The 18,848-nt window shown below is 73.5% G+C and carries 19 protein-coding genes and 1 tRNA gene; 10 read left to right on the plus strand and 10 right to left on the minus strand.

The annotated features are described in order from the left end of the window. The 6 genes from ACXR2U_RS20955 to ACXR2U_RS20980 form a co-directional block, all read right to left on the minus strand. Positions 1 to 531, minus strand: a 531-nt coding sequence (locus ACXR2U_RS20955) for a nucleotidyltransferase family protein (RefSeq protein ID WP_458827030.1), incomplete at its 3' end; no start/stop codon positions are given. Positions 532 to 544: 13 nt separating this feature from the next. Continuing rightward, on the minus strand, positions 545 to 2,152 hold the full coding sequence (locus ACXR2U_RS20960) for a tyrosine-protein kinase domain-containing protein (protein ID WP_458827031.1): 1,608 nt from the start codon (positions 2,150 to 2,152) through the stop codon (positions 545 to 547). A 48-nt stretch (positions 2,153 to 2,200) separates the two neighbouring features. Beyond that, positions 2,201 to 3,400, minus strand: coding sequence for a hypothetical protein (locus tag ACXR2U_RS20965; RefSeq protein ID WP_458827032.1), 1,200 nt, complete (start codon positions 3,398 to 3,400; stop codon positions 2,201 to 2,203). A gap of 152 nt (positions 3,401 to 3,552) precedes the next feature. Further along, positions 3,553 to 4,689, minus strand: coding sequence for a YveK family protein (locus ACXR2U_RS20970; RefSeq protein ID WP_458827033.1), 1,137 nt, complete (start codon positions 4,687 to 4,689; stop codon positions 3,553 to 3,555). Beyond that, positions 4,686 to 5,921, minus strand: a complete 1,236-nt coding sequence (locus tag ACXR2U_RS20975; RefSeq protein ID WP_458827034.1) for a glycosyltransferase — start codon at positions 5,919 to 5,921, stop codon at positions 4,686 to 4,688. The genes ACXR2U_RS20970 and ACXR2U_RS20975 overlap by 4 nt, the downstream gene beginning before the upstream one ends. 96 nt (positions 5,922 to 6,017) lie before the next feature. Further along, positions 6,018 to 6,776, minus strand: coding sequence for a class I SAM-dependent methyltransferase (locus tag ACXR2U_RS20980; RefSeq protein ID WP_458827035.1), 759 nt, complete (start codon positions 6,774 to 6,776; stop codon positions 6,018 to 6,020). Between the two features lie 86 nt (positions 6,777 to 6,862). Here ACXR2U_RS20980 and ACXR2U_RS20985 point away from each other — a divergent pair. The 5 genes from ACXR2U_RS20985 (at position 6,863) to clpX (ending at position 11,297) form a co-directional block, all read left to right on the plus strand. Next, positions 6,863 to 6,936, plus strand: a tRNA-Pro gene (locus ACXR2U_RS20985). A 125-nt stretch (positions 6,937 to 7,061) separates the two neighbouring features. After that, positions 7,062 to 8,474, plus strand: coding sequence for a trigger factor (gene tig / locus ACXR2U_RS20990; RefSeq protein ID WP_458827036.1), 1,413 nt, complete (start codon positions 7,062 to 7,064; stop codon positions 8,472 to 8,474). 116 nt (positions 8,475 to 8,590) lie between these two features. Continuing rightward, positions 8,591 to 9,190 carry an ATP-dependent Clp protease proteolytic subunit gene (locus ACXR2U_RS20995; RefSeq protein WP_458827058.1) on the plus strand — a complete coding sequence of 200 codons (600 nt, stop codon included), beginning with the start codon at positions 8,591 to 8,593 and terminating at the stop codon, positions 9,188 to 9,190. Between the two features lie 11 nt (positions 9,191 to 9,201). Next, on the plus strand, positions 9,202 to 9,837 hold the full coding sequence (locus tag ACXR2U_RS21000) for an ATP-dependent Clp protease proteolytic subunit (protein WP_458827038.1): 636 nt from the start codon (positions 9,202 to 9,204) through the stop codon (positions 9,835 to 9,837). Between the two features lie 155 nt (positions 9,838 to 9,992). After that, positions 9,993 to 11,297, plus strand: a complete 1,305-nt coding sequence (clpX, locus tag ACXR2U_RS21005; protein ID WP_458827039.1) for an ATP-dependent Clp protease ATP-binding subunit ClpX — start codon at positions 9,993 to 9,995, stop codon at positions 11,295 to 11,297. 208 nt (positions 11,298 to 11,505) lie between these two features. Here the strand turns inward: clpX and ACXR2U_RS21010 are convergent, their stop codons facing one another. Next, positions 11,506 to 11,994: a DoxX family protein gene (locus ACXR2U_RS21010; RefSeq protein WP_458827040.1), complete on the minus strand. Its 489-nt coding sequence runs from the start codon at positions 11,992 to 11,994 to the stop codon at positions 11,506 to 11,508. A gap of 65 nt (positions 11,995 to 12,059) precedes the next feature. Beyond that, on the minus strand, positions 12,060 to 12,539 hold the full coding sequence (locus tag ACXR2U_RS21015; RefSeq protein WP_458827041.1) for an SRPBCC family protein: 480 nt from the start codon (positions 12,537 to 12,539) through the stop codon (positions 12,060 to 12,062). A 39-nt stretch (positions 12,540 to 12,578) separates the two neighbouring features. Here ACXR2U_RS21015 and ACXR2U_RS21020 point away from each other — a divergent pair, with 39 nt between their 5' ends. From ACXR2U_RS21020 to ACXR2U_RS21030, 3 genes are read left to right on the plus strand one after another with little or no spacing between them, the layout of a single operon-like run. Next, positions 12,579 to 13,100 (plus strand): hypothetical protein, encoded by a 522-nt coding sequence (locus ACXR2U_RS21020; RefSeq protein WP_458827042.1) that lies wholly within the window; start codon positions 12,579 to 12,581, stop codon positions 13,098 to 13,100. Further along, positions 13,100 to 14,485, plus strand: coding sequence for a bifunctional folylpolyglutamate synthase/dihydrofolate synthase (locus ACXR2U_RS21025; protein ID WP_458827043.1), 1,386 nt, complete (start codon positions 13,100 to 13,102; stop codon positions 14,483 to 14,485). The genes ACXR2U_RS21020 and ACXR2U_RS21025 overlap by 1 nt, the downstream gene beginning before the upstream one ends. Next, positions 14,482 to 14,910 carry a DUF4233 domain-containing protein gene (locus ACXR2U_RS21030; RefSeq protein WP_458827044.1) on the plus strand — a complete coding sequence of 143 codons (429 nt, stop codon included), beginning with the start codon at positions 14,482 to 14,484 and terminating at the stop codon, positions 14,908 to 14,910. Before ACXR2U_RS21025 ends, ACXR2U_RS21030 begins: the two co-directional genes overlap by 4 nt. Positions 14,911 to 14,967: 57 nt before the next feature. On the opposite strand, the gene ACXR2U_RS21035 is transcribed toward ACXR2U_RS21030, so the two are convergent. Together ACXR2U_RS21035 and ACXR2U_RS21040 are read right to left on the minus strand one after the other, a co-directional pair. Beyond that, on the minus strand, positions 14,968 to 15,888 hold the full coding sequence (locus ACXR2U_RS21035; RefSeq protein ID WP_458827046.1) for a hypothetical protein: 921 nt from the start codon (positions 15,886 to 15,888) through the stop codon (positions 14,968 to 14,970). Beyond that, positions 15,881 to 17,089 carry an MFS transporter gene (locus ACXR2U_RS21040; protein ID WP_458827047.1) on the minus strand — a complete coding sequence of 403 codons (1,209 nt, stop codon included), beginning with the start codon at positions 17,087 to 17,089 and terminating at the stop codon, positions 15,881 to 15,883. The genes ACXR2U_RS21035 and ACXR2U_RS21040 overlap by 8 nt, the downstream gene beginning before the upstream one ends. A 52-nt stretch (positions 17,090 to 17,141) precedes the next feature. On the opposite strand from ACXR2U_RS21040, the gene ndk reads away from it, so the two are divergent. Together ndk and mreB are read left to right on the plus strand one after the other, a co-directional pair. Then, positions 17,142 to 17,603 (plus strand): nucleoside-diphosphate kinase, encoded by a 462-nt coding sequence (gene ndk / locus ACXR2U_RS21045; RefSeq protein ID WP_458827048.1) that lies wholly within the window; start codon positions 17,142 to 17,144, stop codon positions 17,601 to 17,603. Positions 17,604 to 17,766: 163 nt separating this feature from the next. Beyond that, a complete protein-coding gene (mreB, locus tag ACXR2U_RS21050) occupies positions 17,767 to 18,837 on the plus strand; it encodes a rod shape-determining protein MreB (protein ID WP_458827049.1) in 1,071 nt (356 codons plus the stop codon). Positions 18,838 to 18,848: the final 11 nt, after the last annotated feature.

The raw sequence follows: 18,848 nt of genomic DNA on the forward strand, positions 1-18,848 counted from the left end.
GGCCCAGTCGCTCGCGGGGGCCTGCGCCCGGGCGCGGCGCAGGTCGTCGGCCGGGGTGGTCTCGTGCGGGCCCGCGGCGAGCGCGTGCAGGGCGAGCACGAGCACGCGCGCCGGGGTGTCGAGAGCGGGGACCACGCCGGTGTCGGGCACCGGGAAGGGGACGACGTGTGGCGCGAGGGCCGTCCAGAGCCGGTCGCCGTCGGGTGCGGTCCCGGGCAGGGCGACGTGCAGGTCGAGCTCGTCGCCGTGGGGCGAGACCAGCAGGCGACTGTGCTCCGCCTCCTCGCCCCACCGCCCCGCCGCCGGGTGGGCGACGCCGGCGTCGGCCAGGACAGCAGCGGCCCGCACCGCCCGGCTGGTCGGCACGAGCAGGTCGACGTCGCGGTACGCGCGGGGCTCGTCGTAGAGCCACAGCGCGGTGGTCGGTCCCTTGAGCAGGGCGTGCGGCACGTCGGCACGGCTGAGCACCCGCGAGGCCTCCACCGCGAGCAGGTCCAGCCGCAACTGCTGCGCCTGGGCGACGAGGTCCACCGGCCGCGACCGGTCAGCCGCGCGAGGAGGCGAGCCCCGGAGTCACCGGACCGGTCGCGCCCGGGGTGGTGTCGTCCAGGCCCTCCGGCACCGAGTGTCGGCCGGTCGACGGTTCCACGGCCGGCTCCGGGGTGGTCGCATCGACGGCCGGGGTCGTCGGGTTCGGGGTCGTCGCGGTCGGGGTCGGCGCGCTCGTCGCGGTGAGCGTCGAGGCGGTCCGGGCGGCGGCGGCGACGTCGACCGACGCGCTCGGCTCCTGCCCCTTGTAGCTGTAGGAGTAGCGGTAGTACCGGTCGCGTCCGCGGCCGGCGCCGTTCGCGACCGCGCCGAGCAGGGGCGCGCCGACCCGGCGCAGGGTCGCGGCGGTCCGCCGGATCTTGTCCTGGCTGACGACCTCGAGGCGACACACCAACACGACGCCGTCGACCGACGGTGCGAGCGTGAGCGCGTCGGCCACCGGCAGCACCGGCGGGGTGTCCACGACGACGACGTCGAAGCGGGCCCGGAGGTCGACGAGCACCGCGGACATGGCGTCGCTGCCGAGCGCCTCGCTCGGGTTGGTGGGGATCGGGCCACTGGTGACCAGCGTGAGCCGGGGCTCGTCGGCGTGTTCGCGGAGCACGTCGTCGACCGTGACGTGACCGAGCAGGACGTCGGTGAGCCCGGGCTCGGCCGCGACGTCGAACGCGGTGGCGACCTGGGGACGGCGCAGGTCGGCGTCGACGATGACGACCCGGCGCCCCGACCGGGCGAGCGCGACCGCGAGGTTGGTGGCGACGCTGGTCTTGCCCTCCCCGGTCATGGCGCTGGTGACGGCGACGACCTGCGGCACCTGGTCCTCGGGCATGGCGAGCACCGCGGTGCGCACCTGCCGGTAGGCCTCCGTGCGGGCGCTGTAGGGGTGCGACAGCGAGGGGACGCGCACGCCGTCGAGTTCGGACGGCACGACACCGAGCACCGGCAGACCGGTGGCCTGCTCGATCTCGTCGGCGTCGCGGACCGTGCGGTTGAGGTACTCGCGCAGCAGCGCGAGCAGCACCCCGACCACGACGCCGACGACGAGCGGGAGTCCGACGGTGCGCAGCAACGCCGGCGAGACCGGGTGTTCGGGCAGGGCGGCGGGCGAGAGGGTCTTCAGGCCGACCGCGACCGGCAGCGCGCCGGACAGCCGCGCCGACGTGACCGGGAGGGTGGCGGCGAACGCGTTGGCCACCACCCGGGTGACCTCGGGGTCGGTGTCGGTGACGGTGATGGTGAGGAACGGGTCGGTGCCCGAGGCGGTCGCGCTCACCGCCGGGGTCGCGCCCGGGACGCCCGCCTCGGTGGCGGCGTCGGCGACCGCGGGCGGGGTGCCCGCGAGCTGCGCGAACGCCTTGGCCTGCTCGGCGACGTAGGAGCTGGTGCCGCGCGCCGCCTCGTCGGCCGAGCCGTTCGAGCCGTCCGAGCCGCCTTCCGTCGAGGTGGGGTCGGTGGTCGTCGAGGCGATGAGTTGGACCTGGGCGGCGTAGAGCGGTGTCGCGCGCCAGAACAGGTACCCGCCCGCCGCCGCGCCGAGGAGCGCGGCGACGACGACGATCCACCAGGAACGGCGCAGACCGCGCAGGTAGTCGGCCGTCACCATGATCGAGACCTTAGATCCGTGTGAGGTCGCGCGCCGGTCGAAACCGACTCAGACGATGTACCGGACACGCACGCTGCCGTTCGCGCCGGCGACACCGGTCCCGCCGAGCGCACCCGTGCCGTAGGCGACGGTGCCGGTGTTGACCGATCCGTAGGACTCGCCGCCGCCGCCGCCCATGCTGTAGGTCGTCGTGCCGGACTGGAACGGGATGCCGCCGGTGCCGCTGACCACGCCGCCGCCACCGCCACCGCCGCCGAACTGGTTGCTACCGCCACCACTCGCACCCGCGCCACCCGTCGACCCGCCCGCGGTGGTCACCGGCGTACCGGTGTTGCCGGTCTGGCCGCCGCCGATGCCCCCGACGTTCGGTGTGGGACGCGTGCCGGTGCCTGCCACCGCGCCGTTGTAGCCGGTGCTCACCGTGCCCGCGGCGTTGGCGGCGTCGCCGCCGTCACCGCCGAACCCGCTCGTGCCCGCGCCGCCGCCGCCGCCCGCCCCCACGAGGGTGCCGGTGGCCCCGCCGCTGAGGTTGACGCCGGTCGAGCCACCCCCGCCGCCGCCGTTCGAGTAGATCAGCGTGTTCGCGGTCAGGCCTGTGGTCGCCCGCCCGCCCGTGCCGCCCGCGTCGTACCCCGTGCCGCCCGCCGCGCCGCCGAGGCTCAGCAGCGTCGAACCGCCCTTGGCGCCGCCCTGCCCGATGGTCATGAGCACGTTGATCGCGGTGCCGGGCGGGTTGGCGAGGCTCCAGACCACGGCGCCGCCGTCGCCGCCCGCGCCACCGGCCGTCGTGCTCGCGGAGAGGCTCGCTCCGGACGACCCGCCGGCCCCGCCGTTCACCGTGATCGTGATGGCCCGGGCGTTCGCCGGGATGGTGATCGTCTGGCTGGTCGTGTACGTCACGTCGAAGACCGTGCTGGCCGCGGCCTCGGCCTCGGGCAACGCGACCGAGGCGATGCCGACACCCACCGCGACCACGCCCGCCCGCTGCAGCAGTGCGCGGCGGCTCGGACCGGCCGGCGCGGCGCCGAGCAGGCCCGCGGCGACGAGGGTCTCCAGCGCCGCTGCCCGGTCGGGGTCGGTGAGGTCGATTCCCGTGGCGTCGAGTGCGGCCGCCCACACGACGGCGGCCGGGCCGGTGAGGCTGTGGGCCTGGTCCGTGGCGGTGTCGAGCACGACGAACTCGTCGCCGACCCGGCGCGACACCAGGCCGGGCCGGACGGCCGGGACACGACCGGGGTTGGTGGACACCGCAGACCTCCGGGGGGATGGCGTCGGGGCGACACCCGATCGGCACCGCATGACTTCACGTGGACTTTATCTCACGCTCGAGCGCCGCGCAGGCTCGTCCGGTTCGCGACGTCGACCCCTTTCCTCAGGACCCCGGTTCCCGGCGACCCTGTTCAGGAGCCCTGGGCGTCGAGCACGACGGCGCCGACGCGCGGGTGTCCCGCGAGGGCGTGGCGCAGGCGGCGGAGCTCGCGCGCGGCGGGTAGCCGCCGTGCCGACACCACGGCGAGCACCAGCACGCGGCCACCGGTGCTCTCGGCGGACTCGACCGCCACCGCGAGGGCGGACGGCGGGTCGTGCGGGTCCACCACGCGTACCTCGAGCGAGGAGTCCCGCGCGACCAGGGCCGTCCGCAGCCGGGCCGCCAGCCCCACCACGTCGTCGCGGCCACGGCGGTCGACGTCGACGACGTCGACCCGGGTGAGCGGCGGGTCGACGGCGGTGAGCTCGACCGCGAGTTTCCTGTGCGCCTCGGACACGTCGTGGGGCGGCGCGTCGGTCCGGGAGCGGGGGACCGGGGCGAGCAGCGGCCACCCGGTCGCGGCCTCGACCTCGTCCCACGAGCGCAGCCGGCCCGAGAGCAGCGCGGGGGTCACCAGCAGGCCGACCCCCAGGACCAGACCCGCCCCCACGCCCGCGAGCAGCATCCGGACCGTCGGGGGGTAGACGTTCCGGGGCGGGGGCGGCGCGCGCAGCACGAGCAGGTCGACGCTCGTGCCCGGGAAGATCTGGAGCGCGGCCGCGGACTCGGGCAGGCTCGTGGTGAAGGCCTCGGCCAGGGCTGTGACCCGGCCGGGATCGGGCCCCGACACCGTGATGGTGACGAACGGGTCCGAGCCCGTCGCCGAGGCGTAGACCCGCATGCCGAGCTCGGGCGGCGACCCCGGCAGGCCGGCGACGTCGGCCGCCTCGGACAGCGAGGGCAGGGTGGCCGCGATCTGGGCGAGCCCGATGGCGCGGACCGTGGCGGCGGCCTGCTCGCCGAGCCGGTCGGAGACCGTGGCCGCGGGCTGTGGCTTCACCAGCAGCACGGTCGTGGAGCGGTAGACGGGGGTGACGGCGTTCAGCGCCACCACCGCCCCGATCAACCCGGCCACCACGGTGAGGGCGAGCAGCGGCCAGCCGCGACGCAGTGCCGCAGCGCCGCGGTGCAGGGCCTCGGCGGCCGTCCACGGGGCGCTCAGGACGACCACGGGGTCCGCGGCGGCCGGAACCGAGCCGGTGCCGTCCCGCTCGACCAGGGCCGTCACCGTCCCACCCCCGCGGCGCGGGGCGCGCTGGCGTCGCGGTAGACCGCGACCAGCTCCGCGGCCTCGGCTTGCGGCGTGAACGCCGCCGCGCGGGCCCGTCCGGCCCGGCCGAGGCGCTCCCGCAGCGCGGGGTCGCCCACCACCACGCTCATCGCGGTCGCCAGCGCGACCGGGTCACGGGGCCGGACCAGCAGGCCGTCGACCCCGTCGGTGACGATCTCGGCCGGCCCGCCCTCGTCGGCGGCGATGACGGCGCGACCCGCAGCCATGCCCTCGATGACGACCTGCCCGAACGGCTCCGGCACGACCGAGCAGTGCACGAGCGCGGTGAGACGGGCCAGCTCGGCGCCGACGTCGGACCGGAAGCCCCGGAACTCGACCCGGTCCGCGATCCCGAGCTCGTCGGCCAGGCGGTGCAGGTCCGCCTCGTGGTCGTCCTCGCCGAACAGCGCCGCCCCGACGAGCGCGGCCCGGACGTCGCCGTCGGGGAACGCCCGGGCGAAGGCGCGCAGGAACAGGTCCTGGCCCTTCCACGGCGAGAGCCGTCCGACCAGCCCGACCACCGGCGGGCCGTCGACCACCGCCTCGTCGTCCGGCCCGGCCGCGCGCACCGACGGCCGGACCGCGTCGAGCACCACGTGGCGCCCGACCCGGGGTGACACGGGGAGGGTGGCGAGGGTCGTCGCGGAGTTCGCGACCACCGCCCTCGGCAGCACCCGGCCGGCCAGCCGGGCGAGGGCGACCACCGGGCGGGGCAGGTAGTCGGGCGCCAGCCGGTCGCGCAGGTGCATGACGACCGGCACCCGGGCCACGCGACCTGCCACCCCGCCGTAGAACGCGGCCTTCATCGAGTTGGTGTGGACGACGTCGACGCGTTCGGCGCGCAGCAGGCGTCGCAGCACGAGGACGTACCGGGCGAGGCTCAGCACGGTCCGGACCAGGCCGCCGGCGAGGGCGTCGCGGCGCAGGCCGGTCACGCGGCGGTCGAGCGGCACGATCCGGACGTCGACGCCATCCGCGCGCAGGGTGTCGGCGAGCGGGCCCTCCTCGGCCAGCACGACCAGCAGGTCGACCTGCTCCGCGACCGTCGGCAGCACCGTCGCGAGGGCGAGTTCCGCGCCGCCGAGCACCGCGACGTGGTTGACCACCGCGACCCGCAGCCGCGGACCGGCCCGCGATGCGTCACGCTCGGCGGCCCCGGGGGTGGGGTCGCCGTCCAGGGACCCGGACACGGACGGCATGCTTCCCCGGCCTCCCGGCCTCGGCAACTCGGACCGAACCGCGCACGCCGGCGCCCGGAGGCGCGATCGGAGGCGCACGGTGTCCGCTCAGGGCCGGCGGAAGACCGCCAGCACGTCGTCCTTGCCGACCTCCCGGACCAGGACCGGCTCGACGCCGGAGGTCGCGCCGAACCGGCGCACGGCGTCGTTGTCGTCGGCGTCGTCGACCACGAGGAACCCGCCGGGGCGCAGCCGTGGCCAGACCTGCTCCAGTTCGAAGCGGGTGTTGGCGCTGGTGTGCAGGCCGTCGTGGACGAACAGGTCGACGCGGCCGACGTCGGCGAGCACGCGGGGGAGCTTGCGGCGGGCGGCGCCGCGGACGTACGTCCACCGGCCGGCGAGATCCGGGTCCACCGCGGCCCCGGTCTGGCCGAGCCAGTCCGGGTCGATCGGGGGGAGGTCGATGCTCACCAGCCGGCCGTGGCCGTTGCGGTGCAGGGCGTCCAGGACGAACGCGGAGGTGATCCCGCGGGCGACACCGGTCTCCACCACGACGTCCGGGCGGGTGTGGCGGACCAGCACCCAGAGCAGGTCGGCGAGGGCGGTACCGCCGTCGTGGTGGTGCGAGCCGTCGAGTCTGCGGAAGGTGCTCGCGCGGACGGTGTCGAGGTCGAGGCGGCAGCCGTCGTCGTCGGGCCCACCCGCGAGGTCGTGGGCGAGCGCGACGGCCTCGGCGTCGACGGCGTCGTAGGTCGGAGCGGGACGCATCCGCAGGCGCTCGCGCCGGCCCGCGAGGCGGTCGGCGAGCTCGATCGGGCGGGTCAGCGCGAGCACCGCGCCGGTGGCCACCCGTTGACGGCGGGTCATCGCGGCCCACCTCACCACGACCCGGCCGCCTGCGCGCGGCAGGACGGCCGTGGGCTCCCGGCTAGACTCACCTGTCGGCACGCGCCCGGGGTGTGGCGCAGTTTGGTAGCGCACTCGCTTTGGGAGCGAGGGGCCGTGGGTTCGAATCCCGCCACCCCGACTGCTGTTCCGCGAGTCCCACCGATCGACCGCTGACCACCCACCACCGGTCCGGCCCCGCCACGCGCGGCCGCCGACCGTGCACGCCCCGGCACCGACCGGGGCGAGAAGGAGCCCGAACCTGCCGTGAAGAGCACCGTCGAGACCCTCAGCCCGACCCGGGTCAAGCTCGCCGTCGAGCTGCCGTTCGACGAGGTCGAGCCCAGCATCGCGGCCGCCGCCAAGAAGGTCGGCGAGCAGATCCGGGTGCCCGGCTTCCGGCCCGGCAAGGTCCCGGCGCGGGTCATCGAGCAGCGGGTGGGCCGCGCGAGCCTGCTCAACGAGGCGATCAACGAGCTGCTGCCGCTGAAGTACAACGAGGCGCTGCAGGAGAACCAGGTCAAGGCGCTCGGCCAGCCCGAGATCGAGGTCACCGAGCTCGACGACGGCAAGGTGCTGAGCTTCACCGCCGAGGTCGACGTCCGGCCCGAGATCGAGGTCCCGGACCTGTCGGCGATCAGCGTGACCGTCGACGACGTCGAGGTCACCGACGCCGACGTCGACACCCAGCTCGACGAGCTGCGCGCGCGGTTCGGCACGCTCGTCGGCGTCGACCGCCCGGTCGAGAACGGCGACTTCGTCTCCCTCGACCTGGTCGCCCGCGTGGGCGGCGAGGAGGTCGAGGGCGGCTCGGCCGACAACCTGTCCTACGAGGTGGGCTCCGGTGACCTCGTCGAGGGCATCGACGACGCGATCACCGGCAAGTCCGCGGGCGACGACGCGGTGTTCGAGAGCACGCTGCGCAACGGTGAGCACGCCGGTGAGCAGGCCGAGATCACCGTCACGGTCAACTCGGTGAAGCTGCGCGAGCTCCCCGAGCTCGACGACGAGTTCGCCGGCATGGCGAGCGAGTTCGACACCGTCGACGAGCTCAAGGCCGACATCCGCGAGCGGCTCGGCCGGGTCCGGCTGCTGGAGCAGGGCGCCGAGGCGCGCGACAAGGTGCTCGAGCAGCTCATCGAGACCACCGAGGTCCCGCTGCCGGAGTCCGCGGTCGAGCGCGACGTCGAGTTCCGCAAGCACGAGGTCATCCACGAGCTCGACCACGACGAGGACCGCCTCACCCAGCTGGTCGAGGCCGAGGGTCAGACCCGTGAGCAGTGGGACGCCGACCTGCGCGAGGCCTCGGAGAAGTCGGTCAAGGCGCAGTTCATCCTCGACGCCATCGCCGACCAGAACTCGCTGACCGTCGAGGACGCCGAGCTCTCCAAGTACCTCATCCGGCAGGCCCGGCAGTACGACATGAGCCCGCAGCAGTTCGCCCAGACCCTCATGCAGAACGGCAACCTGCCGGCCGTCATGGCCGACGTCCGTCGCAACAAGGCCCTCGCGGCGGCACTGGACGCCGCGACCGTCACCGACGCGTCGGGCAACACCGTCGACCTCTCGGCGCTCGCGCCGCGGGCGGACCTCGCCGAGCTCGGTGAGGTCGAGGACGACGCCCCCACGACGCAGACGGTCACGTTCAGCGCGGCGGACGACGACACCGACGAGGACTGATCCCGGGTTCCGCTCACGGCGTGGTGGTCACGCCGTGAGCGAACCGGGGCGCCGTGCCCGGCGGAAGCGTCGTACCCGCCGCTAGGGTCGGAGACGTGACTGCACTCGACGCGCAGATGCGCACGAACTCCGCGATGAGCCTCGGCGACTCGGTCTACGACCGCCTGCTGCGTGAGCGGATCGTCTTCCTCGGCCAGCAGGTCGACGACCAGATCGCGAACCAGATCTGCGCCCAGCTGCTGCTGCTCTCGGCGGAGGACCCGACCCGCGACATCAACCTCTACATCAACAGCCCCGGCGGCTCCATCACCGCCGGCATGGCCATCTACGACACGATGGAGTTCATCGAGTGCGACGTCGCCACGACGGCGATGGGGCTCGCGGCCTCGATGGGGCAGTTCCTGCTCTCGGGCGGCACTCCGGGCAAGCGTTTCGCCCTGCCGCACGCCCGGATCCTCATGCACCAGCCCTCGGCCGGCATCTACGGCACGGCCAGTGACATCAAGATCCAGGCCGAGCAGTACAACCTGACCAAGAAGGAGATGGCCGAGATCATCGCCGGCCACACCGGCAAGACCCCCGAGCAGATCACGGCCGACAGCGACCGCGACCGCTGGTTCACCGCCCGCGAGGCGCTGGAGTACGGCTTCGTCGACCACATCGTCGCCCGCGCGAGCGAGCTTCCCGGCGGCGCGGTCGCGCCGGCGGCGGAATGAGAGGTACGTCCATGACTGACTACCGCCACGACCTCGCCCCGCAGGCGCGGTACGTCCTCCCCTCGTTCGTGGAGCGCACGAACTACGGGATGAAGGAGTCGAACCCCTACAACAAGCTGTTCGAGGAGCGGGTCATCTTCCTGGCCGCCCCGATCGACGACGTCGTGGCCAACGACGTCATCGCGCAGCTGTTGGTGCTGGAGTCGACCGACCCCGACCGCGACATCCTCATCTACATCAACTCGCCCGGTGGGAGCTTCACGGCGCTCACCGCGATCTACGACACGATGCAGTACGTCCGGCCCGAGATCCAGACCTACTGCATGGGGCAGGCGGCCTCGGCCGCGGCGGTGATCCTCGCGGCGGGCACCAAGGGCAAGCGGTTCGCGCTCAACAACAGCCGGATCCTCATCCACCAGCCCTCGGGCGGCGTGGAGCAGGCCATGCAGGTCTCCGACCTCGACATCCAGGCCAACGAGATCCTCCGGATGCGCGACCTCATGGAGAAGATCCTGTCCGACCACACCGGTCAGACCCTCGAGACGATCCACAACGACGTCGAGCGCGACAAGATCCTCACCGCCGAGGCGGCGAAGGAGTACGGCATGGTCGACGAGGTCATCACCACTCGGAAGATCGGCATCTGAGACCTCCAGCCGGTCCGGCGGGCGTTGCGAACGGTTGCAACGCCACGCCGGTCCGGGCTTTCCACGGCGACGACCGCGCCCGGAACAGGTACGGTCACGACAACACGCCGGATACCAGGTACCTGGTGACGGGCTGACGCAGAGGAGCGAACGCGGTGCCACGAGTGGGCGAGAGCGGTGATCTGCTCAAGTGCTCCTTCTGCGGGAAGAGCCAGAAGCAGGTCAAGAAGCTGATCGCGGGGCCGGGCGTCTACATCTGCGACGAGTGCATCGACCTCTGCAACGAGATCATCGAGGAGGAGCTCGCCGAGACCAGCGAGTTCACCTTCGACGAGCTGCCCAAGCCGAGTGAGATCAGCGAGTTCCTCAACACGTACGTCGTCGGTCAGGACCACGCCAAGCGTTCGCTCGCCGTCGCGGTCTACAACCACTACAAGCGGGTCAACGCCGGCGTGAACGCCGCCGGTGAGGGTTCGTCGCGGCGCAGCACCGAGGGCCAGGTCGAACTGGCGAAGTCCAACATCCTGCTGCTCGGCCCGACCGGGTCCGGCAAGACGTTCCTCGCCCAGACCCTCGCCCGGATGCTCAACGTCCCGTTCGCCATCGCCGACGCCACCGCGCTCACCGAGGCGGGCTACGTCGGCGAGGACGTCGAGAACATCCTGCTCAAGCTCATCCAGGCCGCCGACTACGACGTCAAGCGCGCCGAGACCGGCATCATCTACATCGACGAGGTCGACAAGATCGCCCGCAAGTCGGAGAACCCGTCGATCACCCGCGACGTCTCCGGTGAGGGCGTGCAGCAGGCGCTGCTGAAGATCCTCGAGGGCACCACCGCGTCGGTGCCGCCGCAGGGCGGGCGCAAGCACCCGCACCAGGAGTTCATCCAGATCGACACCACCAACGTGCTGTTCATCGTCGGCGGCGCGTTCTCCGGGCTCGAGCAGATCATCGAGGGCCGGATCGGCAAGAAGGGCGTGGGTTTCGGCGCCGAACTGCACTCCAAGTTCGACCGCCAGGAGCGCGACGTCTTCGCCGAGGTCCTGCCCGAGGACCTGCAGAAGTTCGGTCTGATCCCGGAGTTCATCGGTCGGCTCCCGGTGCTCACCTCGGTGAAGTACCTCGACCGCGACACGCTGGTGCAGATCCTCACCGAGCCCAAGAACGCGCTGGTGAAGCAGTACCAGAAGCTGTTCGAGCTCGACAACGTCGAGCTGGAGTTCTCCCGCGACGCCCTCGAGGCCATCGCCGACCAGGCCGCGATGCGCGGCACCGGCGCGCGTGGTCTGCGGGCGATCATGGAGGAGGTCCTCCAGTCGGTGATGTACGAGGTGCCCTCGCGGGACGACGTCGCCCGGGTCGTCATCACCCGCGAGACGGTCCTCGACCACGTCTACCCGACCCTCGTCCCGCGCGAGGTCACCCTGGACAAGCGCGAGCGCCGCGAGAAGTCCGCCTGACCGACACCCACCCGGCCGTCACGACGAAGGCCCCGCCCACCGGATCCGGTGGGCGGGGCCTTCGTCGTCCTGGTCGCTGAGCCGCGGCGATGTGCCCGGTAGCGGGTACACGAGCCCGCGATGTGCCCGGTAGCGGGCACACGAGCCCGCGATGTGCCCGGTAGCGGGCACAACGCGGGTCGGTGGGGTGGGGAGTGGGGCCGGGGCGTCAGACGCGGGCGGTCTCCCGCTCCCGGACGTCGATCGGGGGGCCGGCCGGAGCCGCGTCGCGGCGCCCGGCCGCCAGCGCGCGGCCCAGGGACAGGGCGCCGGGGCCGGTGCAGGCGAGCAGCAGGAAGCCCCAGGCGTAGAGCGCGGCGTCCTGGGCGCCGTTGGTGACCGGCCAGAAGCCGTCGGCGAGGTGGACCGAGAAGTAGGCGTAGGCCATCGCGCCGGAGCCGAGCAGGGCGGCCGGGCGGGTGAACAGGCCGAGGACGACCAGGGCGCCGACGACCAGTTCGATCACCGAGGCGTACCAGCCGGGCCAGGCGAACACGTCCGGGGCGGTGCCGCCGGCGGGCCAGCCGAAGAGGTTGGCCGTGCCGTGGGTGAGGAACATGCCGCCGATGACGACGCGGAAGACGGTCACGCCGTAGGCGGCGAGACGGGCGGTGGGAGCGGAACGGTCGGCGGCGGGCGAGGTCGTCGAGGTGGTCATGCGTTCAACCATCTCCACGACGGGTGGGTACGGCCTGTGCGAACCGTGACAGTCAGGTCAAAACGTCACAATGAGGCGCGGGCCGCCGCCAGCACCACCTCGTCCTCGCACCCCCGGGCGTACCCCGCGATGCGCCGGCGGATGTCGCGGCCGAGCACCACGACCCCGATCCGGTCGGCCACCGGCGCGAGCCACGCCGGGCGGATCGCGAAGTTGTAGCGCCACACGGCCTCGGTCGTCCCCTCGGACGGACCCGGCAGGAACCGCCACCCGCCCCCGAACCGCGCGAAGAACCACGGGCCGCGGACCATCTTCATGCCGACGTTGCGCGGCGGCGCGTACGAGACGTACTCGCTCACCATCGAGAACCCCAGCCGGTGTCGGGTCAGGGTCCGCACGCCCGTGCCCGGCCGGTCGGCGTCGACGAGGCGCTGGGAGCGCACGAACGGGTCCCACCGGTACCGCACCGGCGCCTGGGTCTGCGAGACCGCGAACGCCAGATCGGGGGGCACGGGGACGACGGCGCGGGCTTCGACGACGGGCACCCGGGAGGTCTGCCCACGGCGATGGGGCAGAATCGCCAGGTGTCCGCCCCACCCCGCCCCGACGTCGACGACGACGACCCCGCCGTCAGCGACCGCCGCTCGAGCGGCACGCGGCGCCGCAAACGCCGCTCGTGGGCGCGTCGCAAGCACCTCGGGCTCCTCACCATCGGCGCGGTCCTGCTGATCCTCGTCGCCGGGGTGCTCGCCGTCGTGGCGACCTGGGACCGCGGCCGGGTCCCGCTCTCGCAGCAGACCGCCGCCGCCGTCGCCGCCGGCTCCACCTCGACCCCGCCGTCCACGACCGCCCCGAGCGCGACCACCTCGGTGTCGTCGGCGCCCGGGTCGATCACCGTGCGCGGCACGATCACGGCCACCGGTGACAGCCGGTTGACGGTCGCCGCCGACACCGGGATCACCTACGCCGTGGTCGTCACGCCGAGCACGACCCTGCCCCGTCAGCGCCCCTTCTCCGAGTTCGGGGTCGGGCAGAAGGTGACGATCCGGGGCACGCTCGACTCCGGCACCGTCACCGCCGTGTCCTTGCAGGGAGGTACCCGCTGATGGCCACCGCACCGGGTGGCGCGAGCCGCGCCGACCAGGCTCGCGCTGCGGTCGCGCGGGTCGACGAGGCCCTCTCGCACCGCTGGGGCGAGGGCCGGATCGCGCCGAGCCTGGACCGCATCCGCGCCCTGCTCGACCTGCTCGGCGATCCCCAGACCGCCTACCGCTCGATCCACGTGACCGGCACCAACGGCAAGACCTCGACCGCCCGGATGATCGACGAGCTGCTGCGCGCGGCGTCCCTGCGCACGGGGCGCTACACCAGCCCGCACCTGGAGTCGACGACCGAGCGCATCGTCATCGACGGCGAACCGGTCGACGGTGTCCGCCTCGGCGAGACCTACGACGAACTGGCGCCGCTCATCGAGATCGTCGACGCGCAGTCCGAGGTCCGCATGACCTTCTTCGAGGTCCTCACCGCGATGGCCTACGCGATCTTCGCCGACACCCCGGTCGAGGCCGCGGTCGTCGAGGTCGGCCTCGGCGGGTCGTGGGACGCCACCAACGTCATCGACGGCGACGTCGCCGTCGTCACGCCGATCGGCCTGGACCACACCGAGTACCTCGGCCCGGACGTCGCCACGATCGCCGCCGAGAAGGCCGGGATCATCAAGCCCGGGGCGACGGCGATCCTCGCGATCCAGGACAACGCCGCCGCCGAGGTGCTCATCCGCCGGGCGGTCGAGGTCGAGGCCACGGTCGCCCGGGAGGGCATGGAGTTCGGGGTCCGCGAGCGCGCGATCGCGGTCGGCGGTCAGGTGCTCACGTTGCAGGGCCTCGGCGGCCGGTACGAGGACGTCTTCCTGCCGCTGTTCGGCGCGCACCAGGCCCAGAACGCCGCCGTGGCGCTGGCCGCCGTCGAGGCGTTCTTCGGGGCGGGCGCCGCCACCGGCCCGCTCGACGTCGACCTGGTCAAGGCGGCGTTCGCGAACGTCACCTCGCCCGGACGTCTGGAACCGGTCCGGTCCTCGCCCACCGTCCTGCTCGACGCCGCCCACAACCCGCACGGGATGGCGGCCACGGTCGCGGCGCTCGGTGAGTCCTTCAGCTTCCGCCGCCTGGTCGCGGTGGTCGGCATCCTCGAGGGCAAGGACGCCCTCGGCATCCTCGCCGCGCTGCAACCGGTCGTCGACGAACTGGTCGTCACCCAGAACTCGTCGGCCCGCGCCATGGCCGCCGACGACCTCGCAGCCGTCGCCGTGGAGGTGTTCGACACCGACCAGGTGACGGTCGAACCCCGGCTCGACGACGCCCTGGAGACGGCCATCCGCCTCGCCGAGGACATCGGCGACGTCGACACCATCGCCGGCAGCGGCGTGCTCGTCACCGGCTCGGTCGTCACGGTCGGCGAGGCGCGCACCCTGCTCGGCGGGTCGCGGACGTGACCGGGCCCGACTCGCCCGAGGCTCCGGTGACCCCGGAGCCGCCGACCGCGCAGGTGCTCGAGGAACGGCGGCAGCGCACGAACAAGGCCACCAAGCGCGCCCTGGCCGCGCTGCTGATCCTCGAGGCGCTGCTGTTGCTGCTCGTGCCCCGCGCGATCGCCCGCACCGACACCGGCCTAGGCACCGGGCGCACCGTCGCCCTGATCGCACTCTCGGTCGTCCTGGTCGTCGCCGGCGCCATGCTGCGGCACGCGTGGGGGATCGGGTTGGGCTCGGTGCTGCAGGTCCTCGTGCTGGCCACCGGGATCTGGACGTCGGCCATGTTCGTGCTCGGCGGCATCTTCATCGGGATCTGGCTCTACGTGCTGTGGCTGCGCCACGACCTCGTCGGCACACCGGGTGGCTGGCGGCTGCTGGTCTCCTGACACCCGAATTCTGTGTACCTCTGCGGCCCCAGGCTGCAGAACTACACAGAATTTGCCTCACCGGGTCTCGCGGCGGGCCCGCTCGGCGGCGCGGACGGCGGCCCGGGCCTCCCGGACGGCGAGCCCGGCGTCGCCGAGCGCGCGGTCGGCGTCGCGGACCTGCTCGCGCAGGATCCGCACCTGCTCCTCGGCCGCCTTCTCGGCGTCCCGTGCGGCCTCGAGGTCGGCCTGGGCCGTCTTGAGTGCCTGGTCGGCCGCGGCGACCCGCGCCCGCCGCTGGGCCTCGGCCGCCTCGGCCGCCTTCCGGGCCTGCTCCTGCGCCCGCCGTTGCGCCGCCGACTCCTTCGCCGGCGCGGTCTTCGAGGCTTTCGCCGCGGCCGTCTTCGTGGGCTTGCCGGCCGTCGCCTTCGTACCGGCGGCGGCGCGCGACGGCGTCGGCACCGCCCGCAACGGCGGCACGCTCGCGATCTCCGGGCCGGCCGGCCCGAAGCCACTCGCCTGGGCCGCCTTGAGCAGCCCTCCCGCCTGCAACGCCTCGCCGACGGCCGGGTCGACCACGGCCGCGGTGAGCGTGTCCTGCACCTCGACCGCGAGCGCCGACGACGGCGAGGTCTCCCCGGCGAGCTCGAACGCCTGCCGGGAGACGTCGCGCACGAGGGCGCGGCGCTGGTCGGACAGCTCCCGCAGTGACGTCGCGTCGAGGTCGGCCTGGGCCTCGGTGAGCGCGCGCCCGAGTTCCACCAGTTCCGCCACGACGTCCGGGGCTCCGCGGGCGAGTCCGTTCAGCACCCACGCGGCGCGGGTCGGACGCCCGAAGCCCTGGATCTGCGCCGCGACCTCCCTGCGGCCGGCGGCCCGGGCCGCCTTGACGAACGCGGTGCGGGTGGCGGTGAACACCTCGGGTGCGAGCCGGTAGAGGACGTCGGCGACGGCCGTGACGTCGGTGGGGTCGACGCCCGCGGTTGGGTCGTCAGCCACCGGCCACGACCCGGTCGCGGCCCGCGAGCACGCCGGTGACCAGCATGACCACCAGCATCGCCATCCCGACGCCGATCGGCCAGGCCCAGCCGCCGGTCGCGTCGTGCACCAGCCCGTAGAGGAACGGGCCGGTGGCGGCGACGGCGTAGGCCACGAACTGCGACATGCCCGAGAGGCGCGTCGCGATCGCGACGTCCGGTGCGCGGACCGCCACCAGCAGCAGGCCGAGCGCGAACCCCGCGCCCTGCGCGATGCCGAACAGCGACATCCACAGCCACGGCGCAGCGGCCGGCGCGAACGCCAGACCGGCGAGGCCGACGAGGTAGATCGCGACCACGACCACGATCGAGCCCGCCTGCGAGCGGCGCCGGCCGGCGAACGTCGGGCCGACGACGGCCGCGACCACGCCGATGACGTTCGCGTACCCGAGCAGCAACCCGGCCTCGGTCTTCGACACCCCGGCGTCGCCGAACAGCGTCGGGATCCACGCGGCGGCGGCGTAGAACTCGAACGACTGCGCCGCGAGGTAGATCGTCACCCACCACGCGAGGGGCTGTCGCAGCAACGACACCGTCGGCGGGGCGTCCGGTTCGGGGACGACCGGCGCGGTCCAGTGCCGCCGCAGACCCAGCCAGCCGGCCAGGGCGACCACGGCGGGCACCAGCCAGATCGCGAGCGAGGACCGCCAGCTGCCGACGGCGTCGGCGACCGGTACGGCGAGCGCGGCCGCGAGCCCCGCGCCGAGGCTGAGGGTGCCGCTGTAGAGGCCGGTCATCGACCCCAGCCGGTGCGGGAAGTCGCGTTTGACGATCGCCGGGATGAGCGTGTTGCAGACCGCGATCCCGGTGCCGGCCAGCACCGCGCCGACGAACAGCCACCCGGCCTGGGGCAGCAGCCGCACCCCGATGCCGACGGCCAGCAGGGCGAGCCCTCCGACCACCGACGCCTCGAGGCCGAACCGCCGCGCGAGTCGCGGCGCGACCGGGGCCATGAGGCCGAAGAACACGATGGACGCCGTGCTGATCAGCCCCGCGACCGGCGCGCTCATCGTGAGGTCGGCGCGGATGCGGGGGAGCAGAGGGGAGACCCCGACGACCGCCGGACGCAGGTTCAGCGCGGTGACGACGACGGCGGTGCCGACCAGCACCCCGACCCCGATGTGGCGGGCCCGCGGCGCGTCCTGCACCGGGAGCTTCGTCACCCCCGCAGCCTTGCAGGGGCCGGGCCGCGCGCCCTCGGTAGGGTCGTGACCCGTGACCGCCAGCGACGCGCCGATCGGCGAACGCACCCTCGTCCTCGTCAAGCCCGACGGTGTGGCCCGCGGGCTCACCGGCACGATCCTCGCCCGGATCGAGGCCAAGGGGTACCGGCTGGTCGCGCTCGACGTCCGTGTGCCGGACCGCGCGCTGCTCGAGCAGCACTACGCCGAGCACGCCGGCAAGCCCTTCTTCGAGCCGCTGCTGGCGTTCATGTCGTCGGGGCCGGTGGTCGCGGTCGTCGCCGAGGGCCACCAGGTCATCGCCGGGTTCCGGTCCATCGCCGGCGCCACCGACCCCACCAAGGCCGCGCCCGGCTCGATCCGTGGCGACCTCGGTCGCGACTGGGGCCTCGCGGTGCAGCAGAACCTCGTGCACGGCTCGGACAGCCCGGAGTCGGCCGGGCGCGAGATCGCCCTGTGGTTCCCGGCTGTGGAGACCTCACCGCTCGTCGTCTGACGCTTCCGGCCGCAGACCACATCCGTCACAACAGTCACAGGCGGAGAGGGCGCGCCGCACCGCGCGTCGTCCCCGGTTCGAGCCCACAACGCTTTTACGATCGGGCGCAACTCGCCGATCGCTGCTGTCTGCAGCGATCTCGCGCACCCGACCGGAGGCCCTGATGGCGCTGACCCTGAGCTCACCGCTCGGTGGCCTGCTGTCCGGACGCCCGTCGGACCTGTTGGGTGGTGACCTCGCCATCGACCTCGGCACCGCGAACACGCTGGTCTACCAACGCGGTCGCGGCATCCTGCTCAACGAACCCAGCGTCGTCGCGCTCGACACCAGCACCCAGTCCGTCGTGGCTGTCGGCATGGAGGCCAAGCGGATGGTCGGGCGCACCCCCGGTCACATCAAGGCCGTCCGCCCGCTGCAGCACGGCGTCATCGCCGACTACGACAGCACGGCGGAGATGCTCCGGTACTTCGTCCGCAAGGTGCTCAAGCGACGGATGTTCAACGGCCCGCGGGTCGTCATCTGCGTGCCGTCGGGCATCACCAGCGTCGAGCAGCGCGCGGTCAGCGAGTCGGCGTACGCCGCCGGTGCGCGCCGGGTGCACATCATCAGCGAGCCGATGGCCGCGGCCATCGGGGCGGGGCTCCCGGTCAACCAGCCGTCGGGCTCGATGATCGTCGACGTCGGCGGCGGCACCACCGAGGTCGCGGTCATCGCGCTCGGCGGCATCGTCGCGAGCACCAGCCTGCGGGTCGCGGGGCAGGCGCTCGACGAAGCGATCGTCGAACACGTCCGGTCGGAGTTCTCGCTGCTCATCGGCGAGCGCACCGCCGAGGAACTGAAGATCTCGCTCGGGTCGGCCTTCCCGGCCGCCGGGGTCACGCGCGCCGAGATCCGCGGTCGGGAGGTCGCGTCCGGCCTGCCCCGCAACGTCACCATCACCGCCGAGGAACTGCGCAAGGCGATGGACGTGCCGATCGGCCGCATCGTCGCGGCCGTCCGCGGCACCCTCGACCGTTGCCCGCCCGAACTGGTCGGCGACCTCGTCAGTCGCGGCATCGTGCTCACCGGCGGCGGGGCGCTGCTGCGCGGGCTCGACGCCAAGCTGCAGCACGAGATCGGCGTGCCGGTCACCGTCGCGGAACGTCCGATCGACTCCGTCGTGCTCGGCACCGCGACCGTCGTCGAGAACTTCGAGCAGCTCCACCGCGTCGTCGTCGACGGCCCGCGCCGCTGACCCGGGGGATC

It is taken from the genome of Jatrophihabitans sp. YIM 134969, from assembly GCF_054456675.1.

Excerpts from the sequence above, each read along its gene's own strand:
- ACXR2U_RS20960 (WP_458827031.1), bottom strand. The coding sequence starts at position 2,152 with ATGGTGACGGCCGACTACCTGCGCGGTCTGCGCCGTTCCTGGTGGATC.
- ACXR2U_RS20980 (WP_458827035.1), bottom strand. The coding sequence starts at position 6,776 with ATGACCCGCCGTCAACGGGTGGCCACCGGCGCGGTGCTCGCGCTGACC.
- ACXR2U_RS20995 (WP_458827058.1), top strand. The coding sequence starts at position 8,591 with ATGCGCACGAACTCCGCGATGAGCCTCGGCGACTCGGTCTACGACCGC.
- ACXR2U_RS21000 (WP_458827038.1), top strand. The coding sequence starts at position 9,202 with ATGACTGACTACCGCCACGACCTCGCCCCGCAGGCGCGGTACGTCCTC.
- ACXR2U_RS21010 (WP_458827040.1), bottom strand. The coding sequence starts at position 11,994 with ATGACCACCTCGACGACCTCGCCCGCCGCCGACCGTTCCGCTCCCACC.
- ACXR2U_RS21025 (WP_458827043.1), top strand. The coding sequence starts at position 13,100 with ATGGCCACCGCACCGGGTGGCGCGAGCCGCGCCGACCAGGCTCGCGCT.
- mreB (WP_458827049.1), top strand. The coding sequence starts at position 17,767 with ATGGCGCTGACCCTGAGCTCACCGCTCGGTGGCCTGCTGTCCGGACGC.